Source organism: Brachybacterium sp. B718/18 (assembly GCF_055454375.1).
Genome location: NZ_JBVDDO010000005.1, coordinates 139,531 through 155,861, shown reverse-complemented (window position 1 = coordinate 155,861; position 16,331 = coordinate 139,531). Strand labels below are relative to the sequence as shown.

The 16,331-nt window shown below is 72.8% G+C and carries 15 protein-coding genes and 2 pseudogenes; 11 read left to right on the top strand and 6 right to left on the bottom strand.

What is annotated here, in order from left to right:
• Positions 1-221: 221 nt before the first annotated feature.
• Positions 222-593, bottom strand: a pseudogene (locus ACZCAH_RS09895) (class I SAM-dependent methyltransferase); the annotation flags it as partial.
• A 236-nt stretch (positions 594-829) separates the two neighbouring features.
• On the opposite strand from ACZCAH_RS09895, the gene ACZCAH_RS09890 reads away from it, so the two are divergent.
• Entirely contained in the window at positions 830-2,038 is a 1,209-nt protein-coding gene (locus ACZCAH_RS09890; RefSeq protein ID WP_464340918.1) for an aminotransferase-like domain-containing protein, read from the top strand.
• Between the two features lie 23 nt (positions 2,039-2,061).
• On the opposite strand, the gene ACZCAH_RS09885 is transcribed toward ACZCAH_RS09890, so the two are convergent.
• Positions 2,062-2,760, bottom strand: coding sequence for a class I SAM-dependent methyltransferase (locus ACZCAH_RS09885; RefSeq protein WP_464340917.1), 699 nt, complete (start codon positions 2,758-2,760; stop codon positions 2,062-2,064).
• Positions 2,761-2,819: 59 nt separating this feature from the next.
• Positions 2,820-3,158, bottom strand: a complete 339-nt coding sequence (locus ACZCAH_RS09880; protein WP_464340916.1) for a hypothetical protein — start codon at positions 3,156-3,158, stop codon at positions 2,820-2,822.
• A 152-nt stretch (positions 3,159-3,310) separates the two neighbouring features.
• Between ACZCAH_RS09880 and ACZCAH_RS09875 the strand changes: the two are divergent.
• A pseudogene (locus ACZCAH_RS09875) lies at positions 3,311-3,844 on the top strand (CarD family transcriptional regulator); the annotation flags it as partial.
• Here ACZCAH_RS09875 and ACZCAH_RS09870 read toward each other — a convergent pair.
• Both ACZCAH_RS09870 and ACZCAH_RS09865 read right to left on the bottom strand, forming a co-directional pair.
• On the bottom strand, positions 3,831-5,318 hold the full coding sequence (locus ACZCAH_RS09870) for an MFS transporter (protein ID WP_464340915.1): 1,488 nt from the start codon (positions 5,316-5,318) through the stop codon (positions 3,831-3,833). The pseudogene ACZCAH_RS09875 and the gene ACZCAH_RS09870 overlap by 14 nt on opposite strands.
• 76 nt (positions 5,319-5,394) lie before the next feature.
• The gene (locus ACZCAH_RS09865; protein WP_464340914.1) at positions 5,395-6,075 is read right to left on the bottom strand and encodes an SRPBCC domain-containing protein; all 681 of its coding nucleotides are present in this window, start codon (positions 6,073-6,075) and stop codon (positions 5,395-5,397) included.
• 108 nt (positions 6,076-6,183) lie between these two features.
• Between ACZCAH_RS09865 and ACZCAH_RS09860 the strand changes: the two genes are divergently transcribed.
• From ACZCAH_RS09860 to ACZCAH_RS09825, 8 genes are all read left to right on the top strand, one after another.
• Positions 6,184-6,954 carry an HAD family hydrolase gene (locus ACZCAH_RS09860; protein ID WP_464340913.1) on the top strand — a complete coding sequence of 257 codons (771 nt, stop codon included), beginning with the start codon at positions 6,184-6,186 and terminating at the stop codon, positions 6,952-6,954.
• Complete coding sequence (locus ACZCAH_RS09855) at positions 6,951-9,497, top strand: glycoside hydrolase family 65 protein (RefSeq protein WP_464340912.1); 2,547 nt, start codon at positions 6,951-6,953, stop codon at positions 9,495-9,497. The genes ACZCAH_RS09860 and ACZCAH_RS09855 overlap by 4 nt, the downstream gene beginning before the upstream one ends.
• 153 nt (positions 9,498-9,650) lie before the next feature.
• Positions 9,651-10,907, top strand: coding sequence for a YihY/virulence factor BrkB family protein (locus ACZCAH_RS09850; protein ID WP_464340911.1), 1,257 nt, complete (start codon positions 9,651-9,653; stop codon positions 10,905-10,907).
• Positions 10,904-11,470, top strand: a complete 567-nt coding sequence (gene def, locus ACZCAH_RS09845; RefSeq protein ID WP_464340910.1) for a peptide deformylase — start codon at positions 10,904-10,906, stop codon at positions 11,468-11,470. Before ACZCAH_RS09850 ends, def begins: the two co-directional genes overlap by 4 nt.
• A gap of 46 nt (positions 11,471-11,516) precedes the next feature.
• Positions 11,517-11,945, top strand: coding sequence for a QcrA and Rieske domain-containing protein (locus ACZCAH_RS09840; RefSeq protein ID WP_464340909.1), 429 nt, complete (start codon positions 11,517-11,519; stop codon positions 11,943-11,945).
• Positions 11,935-12,726, top strand: coding sequence for a tRNA (guanosine(46)-N7)-methyltransferase TrmB (gene trmB, locus ACZCAH_RS09835; RefSeq protein WP_464340908.1), 792 nt, complete (start codon positions 11,935-11,937; stop codon positions 12,724-12,726). Before ACZCAH_RS09840 ends, trmB begins: the two co-directional genes overlap by 11 nt.
• A 49-nt stretch (positions 12,727-12,775) precedes the next feature.
• Complete coding sequence (locus tag ACZCAH_RS09830; RefSeq protein ID WP_464340907.1) at positions 12,776-13,825, top strand: LCP family protein; 1,050 nt, start codon at positions 12,776-12,778, stop codon at positions 13,823-13,825.
• Between the two features lie 25 nt (positions 13,826-13,850).
• Positions 13,851-14,216, top strand: a complete 366-nt coding sequence (locus ACZCAH_RS09825) for a DUF4235 domain-containing protein (RefSeq protein WP_464340906.1) — start codon at positions 13,851-13,853, stop codon at positions 14,214-14,216.
• A gap of 95 nt (positions 14,217-14,311) precedes the next feature.
• Here ACZCAH_RS09825 and phoU read toward each other — a convergent pair whose 3' ends face one another.
• Complete coding sequence (gene phoU, locus ACZCAH_RS09820) at positions 14,312-14,986, bottom strand: phosphate signaling complex protein PhoU (RefSeq protein ID WP_464340905.1); 675 nt, start codon at positions 14,984-14,986, stop codon at positions 14,312-14,314.
• Between the two features lie 173 nt (positions 14,987-15,159).
• Between phoU and ACZCAH_RS09815 the strand changes: the two genes are divergently transcribed.
• Positions 15,160-16,331: sensor histidine kinase (locus ACZCAH_RS09815; protein WP_464340904.1), on the top strand; the 1,172-nt coding region annotated here is incomplete at its 3' end.

Sequence of the window (16,331 nt, the reverse complement as noted above, 5' to 3'; positions counted from 1 at the left end):
AGTCGGCCGGTCGCGGCGGCCGCCTCGGCGGCGTCGGGGATCTGCTCCCGGTGCAGCTCGAGGAGCAGCACGCCATCGTCCGCGAGGTGCTCGGCCGCCCCGTCGAGCAGAATTCGCACGTGGTCCAGTCCGTCCTGACCGCCGAGGTGCGCCGCCGGCGGCTCGTGCTCGCGGGCCTCCCGCGGCATCAGCGCCAGCCGACCCTCGGGCACATAGGGCGGCACCGCGGCGATCACGTCGAACCGCTCCCCCGGGGGCACGGCCGCCCAGCCGTCGCCGAGGTGCAGTCCCGCTCTGGCGGGCAGGTTCTCCCGGGCGACGGCGAGGGCCGCCGAGTCGACGTCGGCCGCCTGGACACGTGAACCGGGCACGCGCCGGGCCACGAGCGCGGCGACCGGGGCCGCGCCCGCATACAGCTCCAGGACCCGCGGCTCGCGGCGTGCGCGGGCCTGCCGCACGGCCTCCCCGATCAGCAGGGCGGTGCGCTGCCGCGGCACGAACACCGCCGGCGCGACCGCGAGGCGCTCCCCCAGGAGCTCCACCGACCCGACGACGTGCTCGAGGAACTCGCCCGCCTCGCGTCGGCGGATCATCGCCTCGAGCTGCGCCGGGTCCCGGGCGGCACGGCGAAGCACCTCGGCCTCCTCCTCGGCGAAGACGCAGCCCGCAGCGCGCAGGCGCCGGACCGTCGTGTCGTCCCCGGGATCGTCCATCCCCTCAGTCTCCCCGCAGCGGCCACGCGCCGCCAGGCGCACGCCGGACGGCCGCGCGGACGGATCTCACGGTGCCGCTGCCCGGCGCCATCCCCCGCGCGTGACACGATGGAGCGATGACCTCGTCCCCGTCCGCCGCGCCGTACCGCTTCCCGATCGCCCCCCGCTATGCGGGCATGGAGTCGTCCCCGCTCAAGGACATCTTCGCCCTTGCCGCCCGCGAGGACGTGGTCTCCTTCGCCGGTGGGATCCCGGACCCGGAGCTGTTCGACCTCCGGACGGTCACGGCTGCCTACGACTGGGTGCTCGCCCATCAGGGCAAGCGCGCCCTGCAGTACGGCGTGAGCGAGGGCGAGCGGGAACTGCGCGAGCAGGCGGCGCGGCGTCTCTCCCAGGACCTCGCCACCGACGCCTCGCAGATCCGGATCACCTCGGGCTCGCAGGAGGGGCTGTTCGTCGTCGCGCAGGCGCTCCTCGAGCCGGGCGACGTGGTGCTCGTGGAGTCCCCGACCTACCTGGCCGCGGTCCAGGCGTTCTCCGTGCACGGCGCCCGGATGATCGGCGTGGCGACCGACGACGACGGCGTGATCCCCGAGGCGCTCGAGGAAGCGATCCGCACGCATCATCCGCGGATGGTGTACCTGATCCCCACCTTCCAGAACCCGACCGGCCGGACCATGCCCGTCGGGCGCCGGCAGGCGGTCGCCGACGTGCTGCTGCGCACCGACGTGCCGCTGGTCGAGGATGACCCCTACGGCGCGCTGAGCTTCACCGGCGGCACCTGGGCGCCGATCGCCGCGCTGCCCGGCATGGCCGAGCGGACGATCCTGCTGAACTCGATGAGCAAGCTGATGGCGCCGGGCGTGCGGATCGGCTGGATGCGGGCGGAGGGTCGCGTGCGGGACACCCTCGCGGTCGCGAAGGCCGCGATCTCGATGCAGTCCTCCGTGGTGGACCAGCTGATGGTCGCCCGATACCTGGAGACGGCGGACCTCGAGGCGCACATCGCGACGGTGAGCAGGGTGTACCGCGAACGGCGCGACGCGATGGCGCGCGCGATCGCCCCGGTCCTCCCCGACGGCGCGCACGTCACCCACCCCGACGGCGGCATGTTCCTGTGGGCGGCGCTCGGCGAGGGCTACGACGCCCAGTCCATGCTCGAGGACGCGGTCGAGGCCGGGGTCGCCTATCTCCCCGGCTGGTCCTTCTTCGCCGACCATCCCGACCACTCGACGATGCGGCTGAGCTTCGTCACCCATGCCCCCGCGGTGATCGAGGACGCGATCGGCCGCCTCGGCGAGGTCATCGCCGCGCACCGCGCCTGACGCGGCCCGACTTCGGGCCGGCTTCAGGCCGGCTTCCGCCAGCGCAGCGTCGACCGGAACCCCTCCCGCCGACGCAGCTCCGCGCCCGGCAGGATCGCCCGGACGCGCTCGCGGAGCTCTCCGTGGGACCAGGCGGGGTCCCGCAGCGGGATTCTCGGCCCCGGCACCGGATCTCGCACCGGTCGCGGGTGCTTGACGAGTCCGATCAGCGGGTTCGTCAGCGCGTTCCCGATGTCCCACAGGGTGTCGGCCGCGGTGCGCGGCACGGTGAGGGTCACGACGAGGAGACTCCCGCCCGGGCGCAGCAACGCGCGGAGGCGGGCGATCGCGGGCTCGAGTTCCAGGTGATGCAGGGAGGCGAGCACGGTGATCGCGTCATAGGCACCCTCCGGGTGCCTCGCGAGCATCTCGTCCGCGTGCTCGTCGAGGGTCCGACGGCGGATGGCCACCGCGGGGAGGTCACGGCAGCGCTGCGCGGCGACGTACGCCATCTCCTGATCGGGGTCGATGCCGTCCACGGCGAGGCCGGCCCCGGCGAGGGCCCGGACCAGCTCGCCGCGGCCGCAGCCCACGTCGAGGGCACGGGTCGCCCCCACGGGCAGGGAGCGCAGGATCCAGCGGTGGAAGTGGGCGTTGTGGTCCCAGGGGTGGCGGGAGTTCAGCCGGTGCAGCAGGCGCCCGGCCGCACGGACCAGCGGGTTCGGTGTGGTGCGGACGTCCACGGTGCGTCTCCTGTCGTCGTGGTCTGCGGACTCTCGAGGTTCTGCAGGATCTCCGATTCCTAGCTCTCCAGCGCTCGCAGGCGCCGCGCGGCCAGCAGCCCGAGCAGAGCGGCGAGCGCGGCGGCGACGCCGAGCACCGCGAGCTGCCCGAGCGGCAGCACGGCCAGCAACAGGGCGGCCGCGAGCAGCGGCACGATCACCGCGTCGGCCTGCCAGGCGAGCATCACCAGCACCGACAGGTCGCCCTGCGTCGTCTTCCCGCTGCCGTTGGCCCCGGTGATCGCGAGCACCTCCCCGGCACCGACGCTCCCGCTCGCCTCGAGCAGCAGCACGCTGTCGTCCCGCAGGACCCCGACCCGGTCGAAGACGACGACCGGGGAGGCGGGGGCGGCGACCATGCGCCCCATCACAGCGCATGCCGTCGCGCCGCGCCGTCCGCCGTTGGTCGAGATCTCGACGCTCCGAGAGGTCGTGCAGGCCTCGCCGAGGACGCCGCGACCGTGAGATCCCTCCCCTGGAGACGTCGTGACCTGGCCTTTCTGTCAGAACCGTGAGAAACTGGTCTGTGTCGCCCTCGGCGCGCCGCCCGCTCGCCCCGAGCAGCTCGGCTCCGATCCGCGGCATCCCGCGCCCTTCCAGGAGGTCAACACCCGTGTCCGTCGCCGCCACCCCCGCCCCCTCGTCGGTCCCCGCCATCGGCTCACTGCTGAGCCACCCGGTGCACGGCCCGGTGCGCATCGTCGCCCGCCGCACCCGGACCGTGCGCGGCGAGGACCGGGAGTACGTGGACCTCTCGGTGGTCGACGGGGAGATGGCGATCTCGGTGCCCGCCGACGGCAAGGATGTCGTGGGGCTGCGCGAGCTGCTCGGCGAGCAGGAGATCGTGGCGCTGCTCGAGCAGCTCGCCGCGCCGATCGTCGCCCCCGAGAAGAAGGCCTCCTGGGCCCATCGCATCAAGACCCTCACCATGCAGCTGCAGACCGGACGGCTCGCCGACCGCATCGAGGTCGTCCGCGAGATCTACGGCGACAGCGGCGGCAACCCCTCCAGCCTCGCCGAGAAGAACCTGCTCAAGCAGGCCGTGGAGCCGCTCGCCGTGGAGATCGCGATCGCCCGCGGTTCGAGCCGTGAGGAGACCACCCAGCAGATGCTCGGCCTCGCCGCGGCCGCCGTCGCGGCCGGCGAGGGACCCAGCGCCGCCTGACCCGTCCGCCCCACCGGCGGAAAGGCACCGCCACCGTCCCGTCCGCGCCCCGGCGCCCGGTCCCGGCCGGGGTGTACCGGGGCAGGGCCCGCAGCAGCCAGGAGCCGCCGACGAGGCACAGTCCGCCGGTGACGGCCCCGGCGACCGCCACCGGCGCGACCAGCGTCACCCCCGTGACCAGCAGCGGGGCGACCAGCCGCCCGGCGCCGAGCATCGTGTTCCACCACGCGAGGTAGCCGGTGCGGCCGTGCACCGGGGTGACGTCGACCCCGAGGGTCATGACGATCCCCGACCCCATGCCGTTGCCGAGCGCGATGAGCAGGCTCGGCACGAGCAGGGCGATCAGCGCCGCGGTGCGTCCGTGGCCGTCGAGCGTCGTGCCCAGCACCGCCAGGAGCACGAAGCCCGCTCCCATCAGCAGGGCGCAGGGGACGGCTACGGCGGCGCGCCCGAAGCGGTCCATGATCGTCCCCGCAGGCAGCACGAGCAGGATCTCGAGGGCGGCGCCGACCCCGAACACGAGCGAGATCCACGCGGGGTCCAGCCCCAGGTGGGCGCCGAGGAGCGGCACGATGACAGGCCGGTTCACGCGCGCCATCATCACCGGGGTGATGCCGGCGCCGACGGCGATCATGCGGCCCAGCACGGCCCGGTCGAGCCGGACCCGGGCCTCGCTGCGCATGCCCCTCCGGGGGCGCGACGGGACCGCGGCACGGGTCTCCCCCGGCGGCAGGAAGACGGTGATCATCACCGTCGCGGCGCCGACCATCACCGCGAAGAGCACGAAGACCGCTGTCGAGGAGATCATCGCGATCACCACCGCCCCGAGCAGCGGCCCGACGACCTCGCCGAGGCGGATCGTGCCCCCGTAGAGCGTCATCCCGCGGGCGCGCATCATGGGCGGCAGGGCGGTGCCGAGATAGGACTGCCGTCCCAGGTGCCAGACCTGCGAGCAGGCGGCGATCACGACCAGGAGGCCGACCAGGACGAGCTGCTGGTGACGGGCCGGCTCCGCGGCGGCACCCGGCTCGATCACCGCGAAGGCCACGAGGCTCGCGAGGATCATCAGCACGCCGGTGCCCACCAGGGCGAGGCGCGCCCCGAGCAGCGTGAGGACCCGGCCGGCCGGGATCGGCCCCACGAAGGAGGCGATCCCGAAGATGACCGTGAGCGCCGCCGCGGACGACTGGCTGAACCCGAGGTCGAGCGCGAGCAGCGGGACCATCGGCATGAGCGCCGCCATCCCGGCGAACTCGAGGAAGCTCGGCGCGTAGATGGACGGGGCGAGGGAGCGGATGACCTGCGCGGAGGTGCGACCGTCCCCGGAGCGGGGGCGGGGCACGGGTGGGGTCACCTGCCGAGTGTGCCAGGAGATCGTGAGCCCGGGCAAAGACCTCCGCCCTGTGGACACGCGCCGGGCGGGGCCTCGCTCACCCCTCGAAGGCGTGCACCGTCGCGTTCTCGCCTCGCCGCACCGTCTCCTCGTCGACCCCCGCGGCGAGCGCCTGCGCCGCCCAGCGCACCGACCAGGCGCGCACGAGGCCGGCACCGTCCGGACCGTCGAGCCAGTCGGCCGTGGGCACCGGGACCTCCTGCTGGCAGGTGTCGCGCCAGCCGTCGGTCTCGGCGGCGAGCGCGAGCAGCGCGATCTCCCAGTCCATGGCGGCGAGGCCGGGACCGCCGCGCGCGAAGTCCTTCCGGTCCAGCAGCGCGGTGTGGCGCAGCGACAGCGCGGTGGTTCCGTCGTCCTCGGGGTCCAACCGGATCAGCAGCGGGTCCGCCGCCCCCTCCCGCTCCCAGACGAGGGAGAGCCGGTGCGGGGCCTCGACCGTCTCGATCCTCCCCCGGGCGCCACCCGGGCCGCGGAATGTTCCCCCCTCGACCAGCTCGCCGTCGACCGGGCCGAACCAGCGCGCGAGGCGGGCAGGATCGGTCAGCAGCGGCCACAGCTGGGCCGGGGAGCGGGACAGGTGGGTGGTGAGGGAGAGCACGGCGCGCACGCGGGGGCGCCCGTCCAGCACCTGCTCGTCGATCTCGAGTTCGCGGCGCACCGCGTCGACCACGGGCAGCGACTCCGTGACAGCCATCTTCTCCTCGGAGGGGTTCGTCATGGCTCCGCACCGGCGCTCGCGCGGGCACGGACGCGAGCAGACTAGCCGACCCTTCGCCGCGGGGCCATCGATCTCCCTCCCCGGGGAGGGCACGGGACGGGCCGTAGCATGGCGCGCGTGACCCCTGATGCAGACCGCTCCCCGTCCCTGGACCCGTCGCACGTCCGCACGGGCTTCCGCGCCCATCTCTTCGACCTCGACGGCGTGATCACCCCCACCGCCGAGGTGCACATGCGGGCCTGGGCCCGAATGTTCTCGGACTTCCTCGCCTCCCGCGGCGTCGCCGAGCCGTACACCGACGAGGACTACTTCGCCTTCGTCGACGGCAAGCCCCGCTACGACGGCGTCGCCTCCTTCCTCGCCTCGCGCGGGATCGAGCTGCCCCTCGGGGAGGACACCGATCCCGCGGACCAGGCGCCGGGCGAGGAGACCGTCAAGGGACTCGGCAACCGCAAGAACGACCAGGTCCTCGAGCTGCTGCGCGCCGAAGGCGTCGCCCCCTACCCGGGCACCGTCGCCTATCTCGACGCGCTGCCGGAGGGGGCGCGGCTCGCGATCGTCTCCTCGAGCCGCAACGCCGAGGAGGTGCTGCGCGGCGCGGGTCTGCGCGATCGTTTCGAGCACGTGGTCGACGGGAACGTCGCGGCCCGGGAGGGGCTGCCCGGCAAGCCCGCCCCGGACACCTTCGTGCACGCGGCCCGTCTGCTGGGCGTCGAGCCGGCCGACGCGGTCGTCTACGAGGACGCCGTCTCCGGGGTGCGCGCCGGGGCCGACGGTGCCTTCGGCGCGGTGATCGGCGTGGACCGCGGCGCCGGCGCCGCGGCGCTCTCCGCCGCGGGCGCGACCCTCGTCGTCGCCGACCTGGAGGAGCTGGCATGACCCGTCTGCGCACCATCCCCGCCGACCCCGTCGACCGCACGCGGCTGCCGCTGGACGAGTGGCGGCTGGTGGAGTCCCGACCCGGGGGCGACCTGGGCCTGATGGAGACGCTGTTCGCCACCGCGAACGGCTACCTGGGCATGCGCGGCACGCCCTCCGAGGGCCGCGACGTGCACAGCCACGGCACCTTCCTCAACGGCTTCCACGAGACCTGGCCGATCCAGCACGCGGAATCCGCCTTCGGCTTCGCCCGCACCGGGCAGACGATGATCCCGGTCCCCGACTCGACGGTGATGAAGCTGTACGTCGACGACGAGCCGCTGCTGCTCTCGACCGCGGACGTCGAGGAGTACGAGCGCTGGATCGACTTCCGCGAGGGGGTGCTGCGCCGCGCGCTGATCTGGCGCACTCCCGCGGGGAAGCGGGTGAAGGTCGAGACCTCGCGCATGGTCTCCTTCACCCAGCGCCACCTCGCGCTGATGGAGATGCGCGTGACGATGCTCGACGGCGCGGCGCCGATCGCGATCTCCTCGCAGATCATCAACCGGACGGACTTCCCCGACGACTTCGGCTCCCGCGGCGGGCCCGGTCCCGTGACGGACAAGCACGATCCCCGTCAGACCACCGCCTTCACGCACCGGGTGCTCGAGCCGCAGCAGGACTGGCACAGCGAGCGGCGGATGCTGCTCGGCTATCGGGTGGCGCAGTCGGGGATGACCCTCGGCGTCGGCGCCGATCACCAGGTCGAGTCCGAGGCCGCGGTGCAGCAGCTGGTGGACACCACCCCGGACCAGGGCCGGCACATCTCGCGCGCCCATCTCGAGGCGGGGCAGAGCCTCGTCGTGCGCAAGGCGGTCGCCTATCACTCCTCCCGGTCGGTCCCCCACCGGGAACTCTTCGACCGCTGCCGTCGCACCCTGGACCGGGTGCGCGAAGCGGGGCACGCGGTCCAGCTCGAGGACCAGCGCCGCTATCTCGCAGACTTCTGGACCCGCTCCGACGTGCGCCTCCCCGGCCGCCCCGTCGAGCAGCAGGCCACCCGCTGGTGCCTCTTCCAGCTCGCCCAGGCCGCGGCCCGCTCCGACCAGTGGGGCATCCCCGCGAAGGGCCTCACCGGCTCCGGCTACGAGGGCCACTACTTCTGGGACACCGAGATCTACGTCGTCCCCTTCCTCACCTTCACCGAGCCGCGCTGGGCCCGCAACGCGCTGCGCTTCCGCGTGAACCTGCTGCCCAAGGCGCGGGAGCGCGCCCGGGAGCTGAACCAGCGCGGGGCCCTGTTCCCCTGGCGCACCATCAACGGGGACGAGGCCTCCGCCTACTACGCGGCGGGCACGGCGCAGTACCACATCGACGCGGACGTCGCCTACGCCTTCGCGCAGTACGCCGACGTGACCGGGGACCTCGAGTTCCAGCGCCGTGACGGCGTGCGGGTGCTCGTGGAGACGGCGCGGCTGTGGTCGGATCTCGGGTTCTGGCGGGTCACGGCCGACGGCGATGCCGCCTTCCACGTCCACGGCGTGACCGGGCCTGATGAATACACCACCGTGGTCAACAACAACATGTTCACCAACGTGATGGCCCGATACAACCTGCGCCGGGCCGCCGCCGCGGTGCGAGATCTGCAGCAGACCGATCCGGCGGCGCACGAGGAGCTCCGCGTCGAGCTGGAGCTCGACGACCTCGAGCTCGAGCAGTGGGAGGCCTGCGCCGACGGCATGCTCATCGCCAAGGACGAGTCCCTCGGCATCCACCTGCAGGAGGACCGTTTCCTCGAGCGCGAGGTGTGGGACCTCTCGGCGACGCCCGACGAGGCCTTCCCGCTGCTGCTGCACTACCACCCGCTGGTGATCTACCGCTTCCAGGTGCTCAAGCAGGCCGATGTGGTGCTCGCCCTGTTCCTGCGCGGCAGCGAGTTCACCGCCGAGGAGAAGCGCGCCGACTTCGAGTACTACGACCCGATCACCACCGGCGACTCCTCGCTCTCCGCCGTCGTGCAGTCGATCATGGCGGCCGAGGTGGGCCATCAGAAGGCCGCACTGGACTACTTCCGCGCGGGTCTCTTCGTGGACCTCGGCGACCTCCACCACAACACCGCCGACGGCGTGCACATCGCCTCGGCCGGCGGGGTGTGGAACGCCCTCGTGCACGGCTTCGCGGGCATGCGGCACGACGAGGGCCGGATCTCCTTCGACCCGCGTCTGCCGGTGGACTGGCCCGAGCTGAGCTTCCCGCTCACCGTGCGCGGGTCCCGCTTCACCGTCCGCCTGGTGCGCGAGGAGATCTCCTTCACCCTCGAGGAGGGTCCGGAGATCGAGGTCACGGTGCGCGGCGAGGAGGTCCGGGTCACCGCCGCGGGCCGGGCGGTCCCGCTCGCCGACCAGGGTCCGGTGCTCGACGACGCGGTGCTCTCCTCCCCGCGCGGCCTGGGCGATCAGCGGGCCGACGGCAGCATCGTCACCTCCTTCGTCCCCAAGGATCCCGACGAGCCGTGGGAGTACCCGGTCCCCACCGATCCCGACGACCTGCTCGAGAATCCCTGACCTCCCGGGGAGCAGCGGGCAGGTCCCGGATCGAGGGCCCCTGATGCAATAGGCTCCCGATCCGTCCCGCCCGTCCCGATCGAGGAGCATCATGCGCCGCACCCCCGCCGTCCCCCGCGACGGCCAGGGCGCGACCCGCGGGGCGGAGCGAGGATGAGCGCCGGGCGTCGGCCCCGACCGATCGTCGAGCACGCCCGGCCTCGGCTCAGCATCGTGCACGTCCTGAACCGGGTGCGCATGCGACTGCTCGACATCCAGGTGTGGGACGTCGCCGGCACCATGACCTTCTACTCCGTGCTGTCGCTCTTCCCGGGCGCGGTCGCGGTGGTCTCGCTGATGTCGCTGATCGGCATCCAGGCGGAGACCCTCCAGGCCCTCTCCCGCCTCGTCGTCGAGATCTTCCCGACCCTGGACCCCGCGCCGTATCTCACCGCGATCGAGGCCGCGTCGAGCACCTCCGGCGGCCTGCTCGGGCTGCTGCTGGGCACCCTCGGCTCGCTCGTCTCCGCCTCCAACGGCGTCGCGGCGCTGCACCGCGCCCTGCACCGGGTCTACGACACGCGCGAGGGCCGGCCCTTCCTCTGGTTCCGCACGATCGTCTTCGGGGAGACGGTGCTGATCGTCTCGGTGGTGCTCCTCGCGATCGGCATGATCATCGTCGGCGGCGAGGCGAGCCAGCGGATCGGCGAGTTCATCGGCATCCCGATCTTCGCCTTCCACGCCTGGAACCTGGTGAAGTGGCCGATCCTGCTGGTCATCCTGATCATCGGGGTTTCACTGGCCTACTACCTGTTCCCCAACGTGCGCCTGCCGCGGTACCGGCTCATGACCCTCGGGTCGACGCTCTCGGTGCTGACCCTGTTCGGGGCCGCGCTGCTCGCCGGTCGCCTGCTGGCCTACGCGACGCGCTTCGCGGAGGTGCTCACGGTCCTCAACGGGCTCATCGCGATCCTGCTGCTGCTGTGGCTCGCGAACATCGTGATCATCGGCGGCGCCGCCCTGGACGCCGAGTTCCTGCGCGCCCGCCAGATCGCGAGCGGTCTCGACGCCTGGCACGCGATCGTGCTCGACTCCCACGCCACGCACACTCTCGACTTCCTGGCAGCCGACGCCGCGGACGCCGAGCAGATCGGCCGCGCGGTCGCCGAGTCCGTGCGCAGCGGCGACCCGCTGCGCCACGAGCGCACGCCGTGGATCGTCGACGCCCGCAATCCCCTCGCGGTGAACCCGCCGGCACGGCACCGGGTGACCTCCTCCCCCACCCCGTCTTCGTCCGCTGCCTCCTCGGATTCCACTGCCTCCGCCGCCTCCTCTGACTCCACGTCCCCCTCTGCCTCCGCCGGTTCCTCCGCATCCCCCGCCGCTCGCGACCACCCCCGATCCGACCCTCCAGGAGACTCACCCGCATGACCGTCCGCCCCATCACCATCGTCGGCCACCGCGCGCTCGCGCAGCGCACCCGTCGGGTCCGGGAGATCACCGACGAGCTCCGCAGCCTGGTCGCGGACATGTTCGAGACCACCGACGCCGCGAACGGAGCAGGCCTCGCCGCCCCGCAGGTGGGGTCGCGCTGGCGCCTGTTCGTCGTGGACTGCCCCGACGCGAGCGGGGAGCGCCGTCGCGCCGTGGTGATCAACCCCCGGCTCGAGCGCTTCGGCGGGCTCGAGCTCGACGAGGAAACCCTCGAGGGATGCCTGTCCGTCCCCGGTGAGGGCTATCCGACGGCCCGTCATCGCGGCGCCCGGGTGACCGGGATCGATCTCGAGGGCGCCGAGGTGGTGCTGGAGGACGAGGGCGGAGTGCTCGCCCGCGCCCTGCAGCACGAGATGGACCATCTCGACGGCTCCCTCTACCTCGACCGCCTCTCCCCCGCGCTGCGCCGCGAGGCCCTGGATGCCGTGACGCAGCGGGGCTGGCGCGCCCGCGGCCTGCTGACCTGGGATCCCCGCGAGCTCGAGGCCGCCGATGTGTGAGATCCCCGCCCGTCGCACCTCCAGGGTCGCGGCCTATCCTGGACGCATGGATCGCCCGTGCCTCTCCCGCCGTCATGCCCTGCTGCTGCCCGCCTCCGCCGCCGGGCTCGGCGTCCTCGCCGCCTGCGCCCCCGAGGACGAGGGCTTCGGGACCGCGGACCCGGTGCGCGCCACGGAGGACGGCTCGATCCCCCTGGACCAGGTCCCGGAGAACGCCTCGACGCTCGTGAACTTCGGCGGGCAGAGCCCCTTCGTGCTGATCGTCCGCGGCACCGGCGAGGAGATCGCCGCCTACTCGGGGTACTGCACCCACAACGGCTGCGCCCTGCGCCAGAACGAGGCGGAGCTGGACTGCCCGTGCCACGGCTCGCGCTTCGACGCCGCGACGGGCGAGGTGCTCCTCGGCCCGGCCACGACCCATCTGCCCGAGGTCGCCGTCGAGGTCGCCGACGGCGCGATCCGCCGTGTCCTCTGAAGGGCCCGGTCCGACCCGCGACGTGGTCTCCTTCGTCCGGCGCGGCGAGCGCCTGACGCCGAGCCGCCGGACCGCCTGGGACCGTCTCGCCGACCCCTACGTCCTCGACCTCCCGCGCGGCGAGCGGGACACGCTCCCCGCCGACGACGCCGCGCTCGACCTCGAGAAGGTCTTCGGCCGCCGCGCCGAGCTGGTCGTCGAGGTCGGCAGCGGACTCGGCGAGAACATCGTCGCCGCCGCCGCGGCGCACCCCGAGCGGGATCACCTGGGCGTCGAGGTCTACCGTCCGGGGCTCGCGCAGACCCTCAGCCGCCTGGACCGGCTCCGCCCCGCCCTCCCGCAGAACCTGCGGCTGCTGCCGCTGGACGCGCAGCGTGCCCTGCCGGCCCTGCTCGCCCCGGGCTCGATCCAGGAGCTGTGGGTGTTCTTCCCCGATCCCTGGCCGAAGTCCCGCCACCACAAGCGGCGCCTGATCAACCCTCCGTTCCTCGACGCCGTGCTGCCGCTGCTCGCCCCCGGCGGCACCATCCGCCTCGCCACCGACTGGGCGCAGTACGCCGGGCACATGCGCGAGCAGCTCGACGCGCGCGAGGATCTCGAGCCGCTGCACCCGGACGGCCCCCGCCCCGAGGGCACCACCACGGACGACGTCCCGCCGGGGCTCCCCGTGGAGGGATGGGCTCCGCGATTCGCGGGTCGTGTGAAGACCAGCTTCGAGACCAAGGGACGCGCGGCGGGCCGCCTAGTATGGGATCTCGCGTACACCCGCTCCGCGCCCTGAGCGGCGAGGGGTTCGCGCGCCTGTCGACCATCTGCGAGAGCGAGTCCTCATGAACGCCCCCGACGACGTCCAGCTCCCCTCCGACTGGGAGGACGAGGACGCTCCCGATCCCCGCGGTCGACGGGGTCGTCGCGTCGCCCTGATCTCCCTGGGCCTGGTCGCCGTGCTCGTGCTCGGCGTCGGCCTCGTGGTGGCGAACTACCTCCGCGGGATCGACAACCAGTACCAGAAGCGCACCGTCGAGAGCATCACCCGCGGCGCCTCCGACGGCGAGCGCCCCGAGGCGGAGCCCGGATCGGGCCGCAACTTCCTGCTGCTCGGCTCCGACAAGCGCTCCGAGGAGGACGCGGCCTCGGAGGGCGTGACCGGGCAGCGCTCCGACGTCATGATGCTCGTGCACGTCTCGGACGACAACGAGGCCGTCTACGTCGTCTCCTTCCCCCGCGACCTGTACGTCGAGATCCCCGGCCACGGCACCAACCGCATCAACGCCGCCCTCGCCTTCGGCGGTCTGAGCCTCGCGGTGACCACCGTCGAGAACTACACCGGCGTGCCGATCGACCATGTCGCGCTGATCGACTTCGACGGCATCCAGGGCCTCGTCGACACCCTCGGCGGGATCGACGTGGCGGTCCCGAAGAACTTCAGCGCCGGCGGTTTCGAGTTCACCGAGGGCACCCAGACGATGAACGGCGAGCAGGCGCTCGTCTTCGTGCGCGAGCGCAAGCAGTTCTCCGACGGCGACTTCCAGCGCAACCGGAACCAGCAGGCCGTGCTCAAGGGCATCGCGACGAAGCTGATCAGCGCCGACACCCTGAGCGACCCGGGGAAGCTCTCGGAGACCGTCGGCTCGATCTCCCCCTATCTCACCACCGACGACCAGCTCACCTCCTCGGCGCTGGTCGAGCTGGGGCTGTCGATGCGCTCGATCCGCAGCGGCGACATGTACTTCCTCTCCGTGCCCCACGGCGGTCCCACCACCACCAGCGGTGGCGCGAGCGTCGTCGCGACGGACGAGGACGCCATGGAGACCCTCCGCGCCGCGCTGCGCGAGGACGACATGGGCACGTACTACGCTCAGAACGCCGGGACCTACTGACCACCTCGTCGACTGGAGGAACTCCGTGGCCAATCCGCTCGTGAAGATCGCTGTCCCGTTGGCGGGCGTCATCGCCGCCACCCTCGGGAGGAAGGTCGCCGCCGTCGGCTGGGGCGTCGTCTTCGGGGAGGACGCCCCGACTCCGAAGGCCACCAAGGCCACCCGCAAGGAGACGCTGCGGCAGCGCAAGCAGGCGAAGAAGGACGGTCTCTCGAAGGCGGAGATCCAGGCCATCCGAGATCCGTCCGAGGAGCAGCCGATCTGGAAGGCCTTGCTGTGGGCGCTGGTCTCCGGCGTGCTTTTGCAGGGCTTCCGCCTGCTCGCCCAGCGCGGCGCGAAGGCCGGCGCGGAGGGGCTGACCCGTCGTCGGCCCCGCCCCAACCGCGGCTGAGCCGGCGGGCCGGGCCCGGCCCGCACACTCCCCCGCACGACGACGAACGCCCCGCGGAGCACCGCGGGGCGTTCGTCGTCGGAGAGGGGGACAGCTCAGATGTCCTGCACGTCCACGCTCGCGCTGAGCGTGTCGAGCGAGTCGCCGGTGACCAGGAAGCCGACGCGACGCACGAGGGACACGGCGTGGTCGCCGAGGCGCTCGTAGAAGCGGATCAGCAGGGTCATGTCCACGACCTGGCTGTTGGTGAGGCCCGACTCGCCGGACATCTCGCGGGAGATCTGCAGCATGAGCTCGTCGAGCTCCTCGTCCTCCTTCTCGACCTGGGCCCCGAGGGCCAGGTCCCGCTCCGTGATGACCTGCGCGGCCTCCACGAGCGCCGCCCCCGCCAGCTCGGCCATACGGGCGATCTGCGCACGGTGCGAATCGGGGACCGCGAGGGCCGGATGGGCCCGACGGGCGATGAGGGCGATGTGCGCCCCGAGGTCGCCCATGCGCTCGAGCGAGGAGCTCATCCGCAGCGCCGCGACGAGCAGGCGCAGGTCAGTGGCGACCGGGGACTGACGGGCCAGCAGCTCGACGACCTTCGCGTCCAGCTCGCTCTGGCGCTCGTCGAGGTGGGGGTCGGCGGCGATGACCCGCTCCGCGAGGGCGAGATCGCCCTCGAGCAGGGCGGTGGTCGCGTCCTTCAGGGCGGTCCCGGCCATCTCGGCCATGTCGACCAGATCGTCGACGACGTGCTGCAGGTCGCTCCGGTACGCCTCGCGCATGGTGATGCTCCTTGTCTGAAGGGGATCGTCGCCGCGCATCCTCGCAATCGTCGGTGAACGCTTGTCGGCGGCGGATGAACGACAGGTGTGGTCCCCATGAACTCCTGGCTCGCAGTGTGCCGGTTCTCGCAGCGGAATGCCAGGCGAGGCGATCCGGGGCCTAGGCTGTTGTGGTGCCCACGACTGCCCTCCTCCTGCTCGCCGGCGCGATCGGCCTGGTGATCGGGTGCACGGCCGCGCTGGCGCTGCTGCGTGCCGACCGCCGGATTCCCGCGGCCGAGTCCGAGGAGGAGCGCCCCGTGGTTCCCGTGGCGGCCGCCGAGGTGCTCGCGATCCTGTCCTCCGCGTACGTGGTGCTCGACGCGAGCGGCGACGTGCTGCGGGCCTCCCCGCTCGCCTACTCCTACGGCATCGTGCGTGCCGCGGAGGGCGACTACCCGCGGCTGGCGAGCGCGGAGCTGATGGAGCTCGCGGCCGACGTCGGCCGCAACGGCGGCTTCCGGGACGAGCGCCTGACCCTGCGCCGCGCGGCGGGCGGCGACTCGGAGTCGGTCATCGATGTGCGCATCGGGGCTCTCGGCGAGCACGGGGCGCTGCTCCTGGCCGACGACCTCACCCGCCAGGTGCGCGTCGAGGAGACGCGCCGCGACTTCGTCGCGAACGTCTCCCACGAGCTGAAGACCCCGGTCGGGGCGATCACCCTGCTCGCCGAGACCATGGAGGACGCCGCGGAGGATCCCGAGGCCGTGCGCCGCTTCGCCGAGCGGATGCAGTCCGAGACCCGGCGCCTGGCGCGCCTGGTGCAGGAGATCATCGAGCTGTCCCGGGTCCAGGGCTCCTCCGCGCTGCAGGATGCGGAGCCCACCGAGATCGACGAGGTGGTCCGCGAGGCGGTGGCGATGAATCGGAACTTCGCCCTGGGGTCGCGGATCGAGGTGACCGTGGGCGGCGCGAGCGGCCTGCGGGTCTTCGGCTCCGCGCCGATGCTCACCACCGCCCTGTCCAACCTCATCTCCAATGCGATCACCTACTCAGGTCCGATGACCCGGGTGGGCGTCTCGGTGCGCCGCGAGGACGGCATGGTGGAGCTGTCGGTGAAGGACCAGGGAATCGGCATCTCGAAGGAGAACCTCGAGCGGGTCTTCGAGCGCTTCTTCCGCGTGGACAGGGCCCGGTCGCGGGAGACCGGCGGCTCGGGACTGGGCCTCGCGATCGTCAAGCACATCGCCTCCGACCACGGGGGCGAGGTGACGGCCTGGTCGATGCCCGGACAGGGCTCGACCTTCACCCTGCGCCTGCCCGAGATGGGGCGCACGGACACCATCACCGTCGGTGGGGCGCGCCC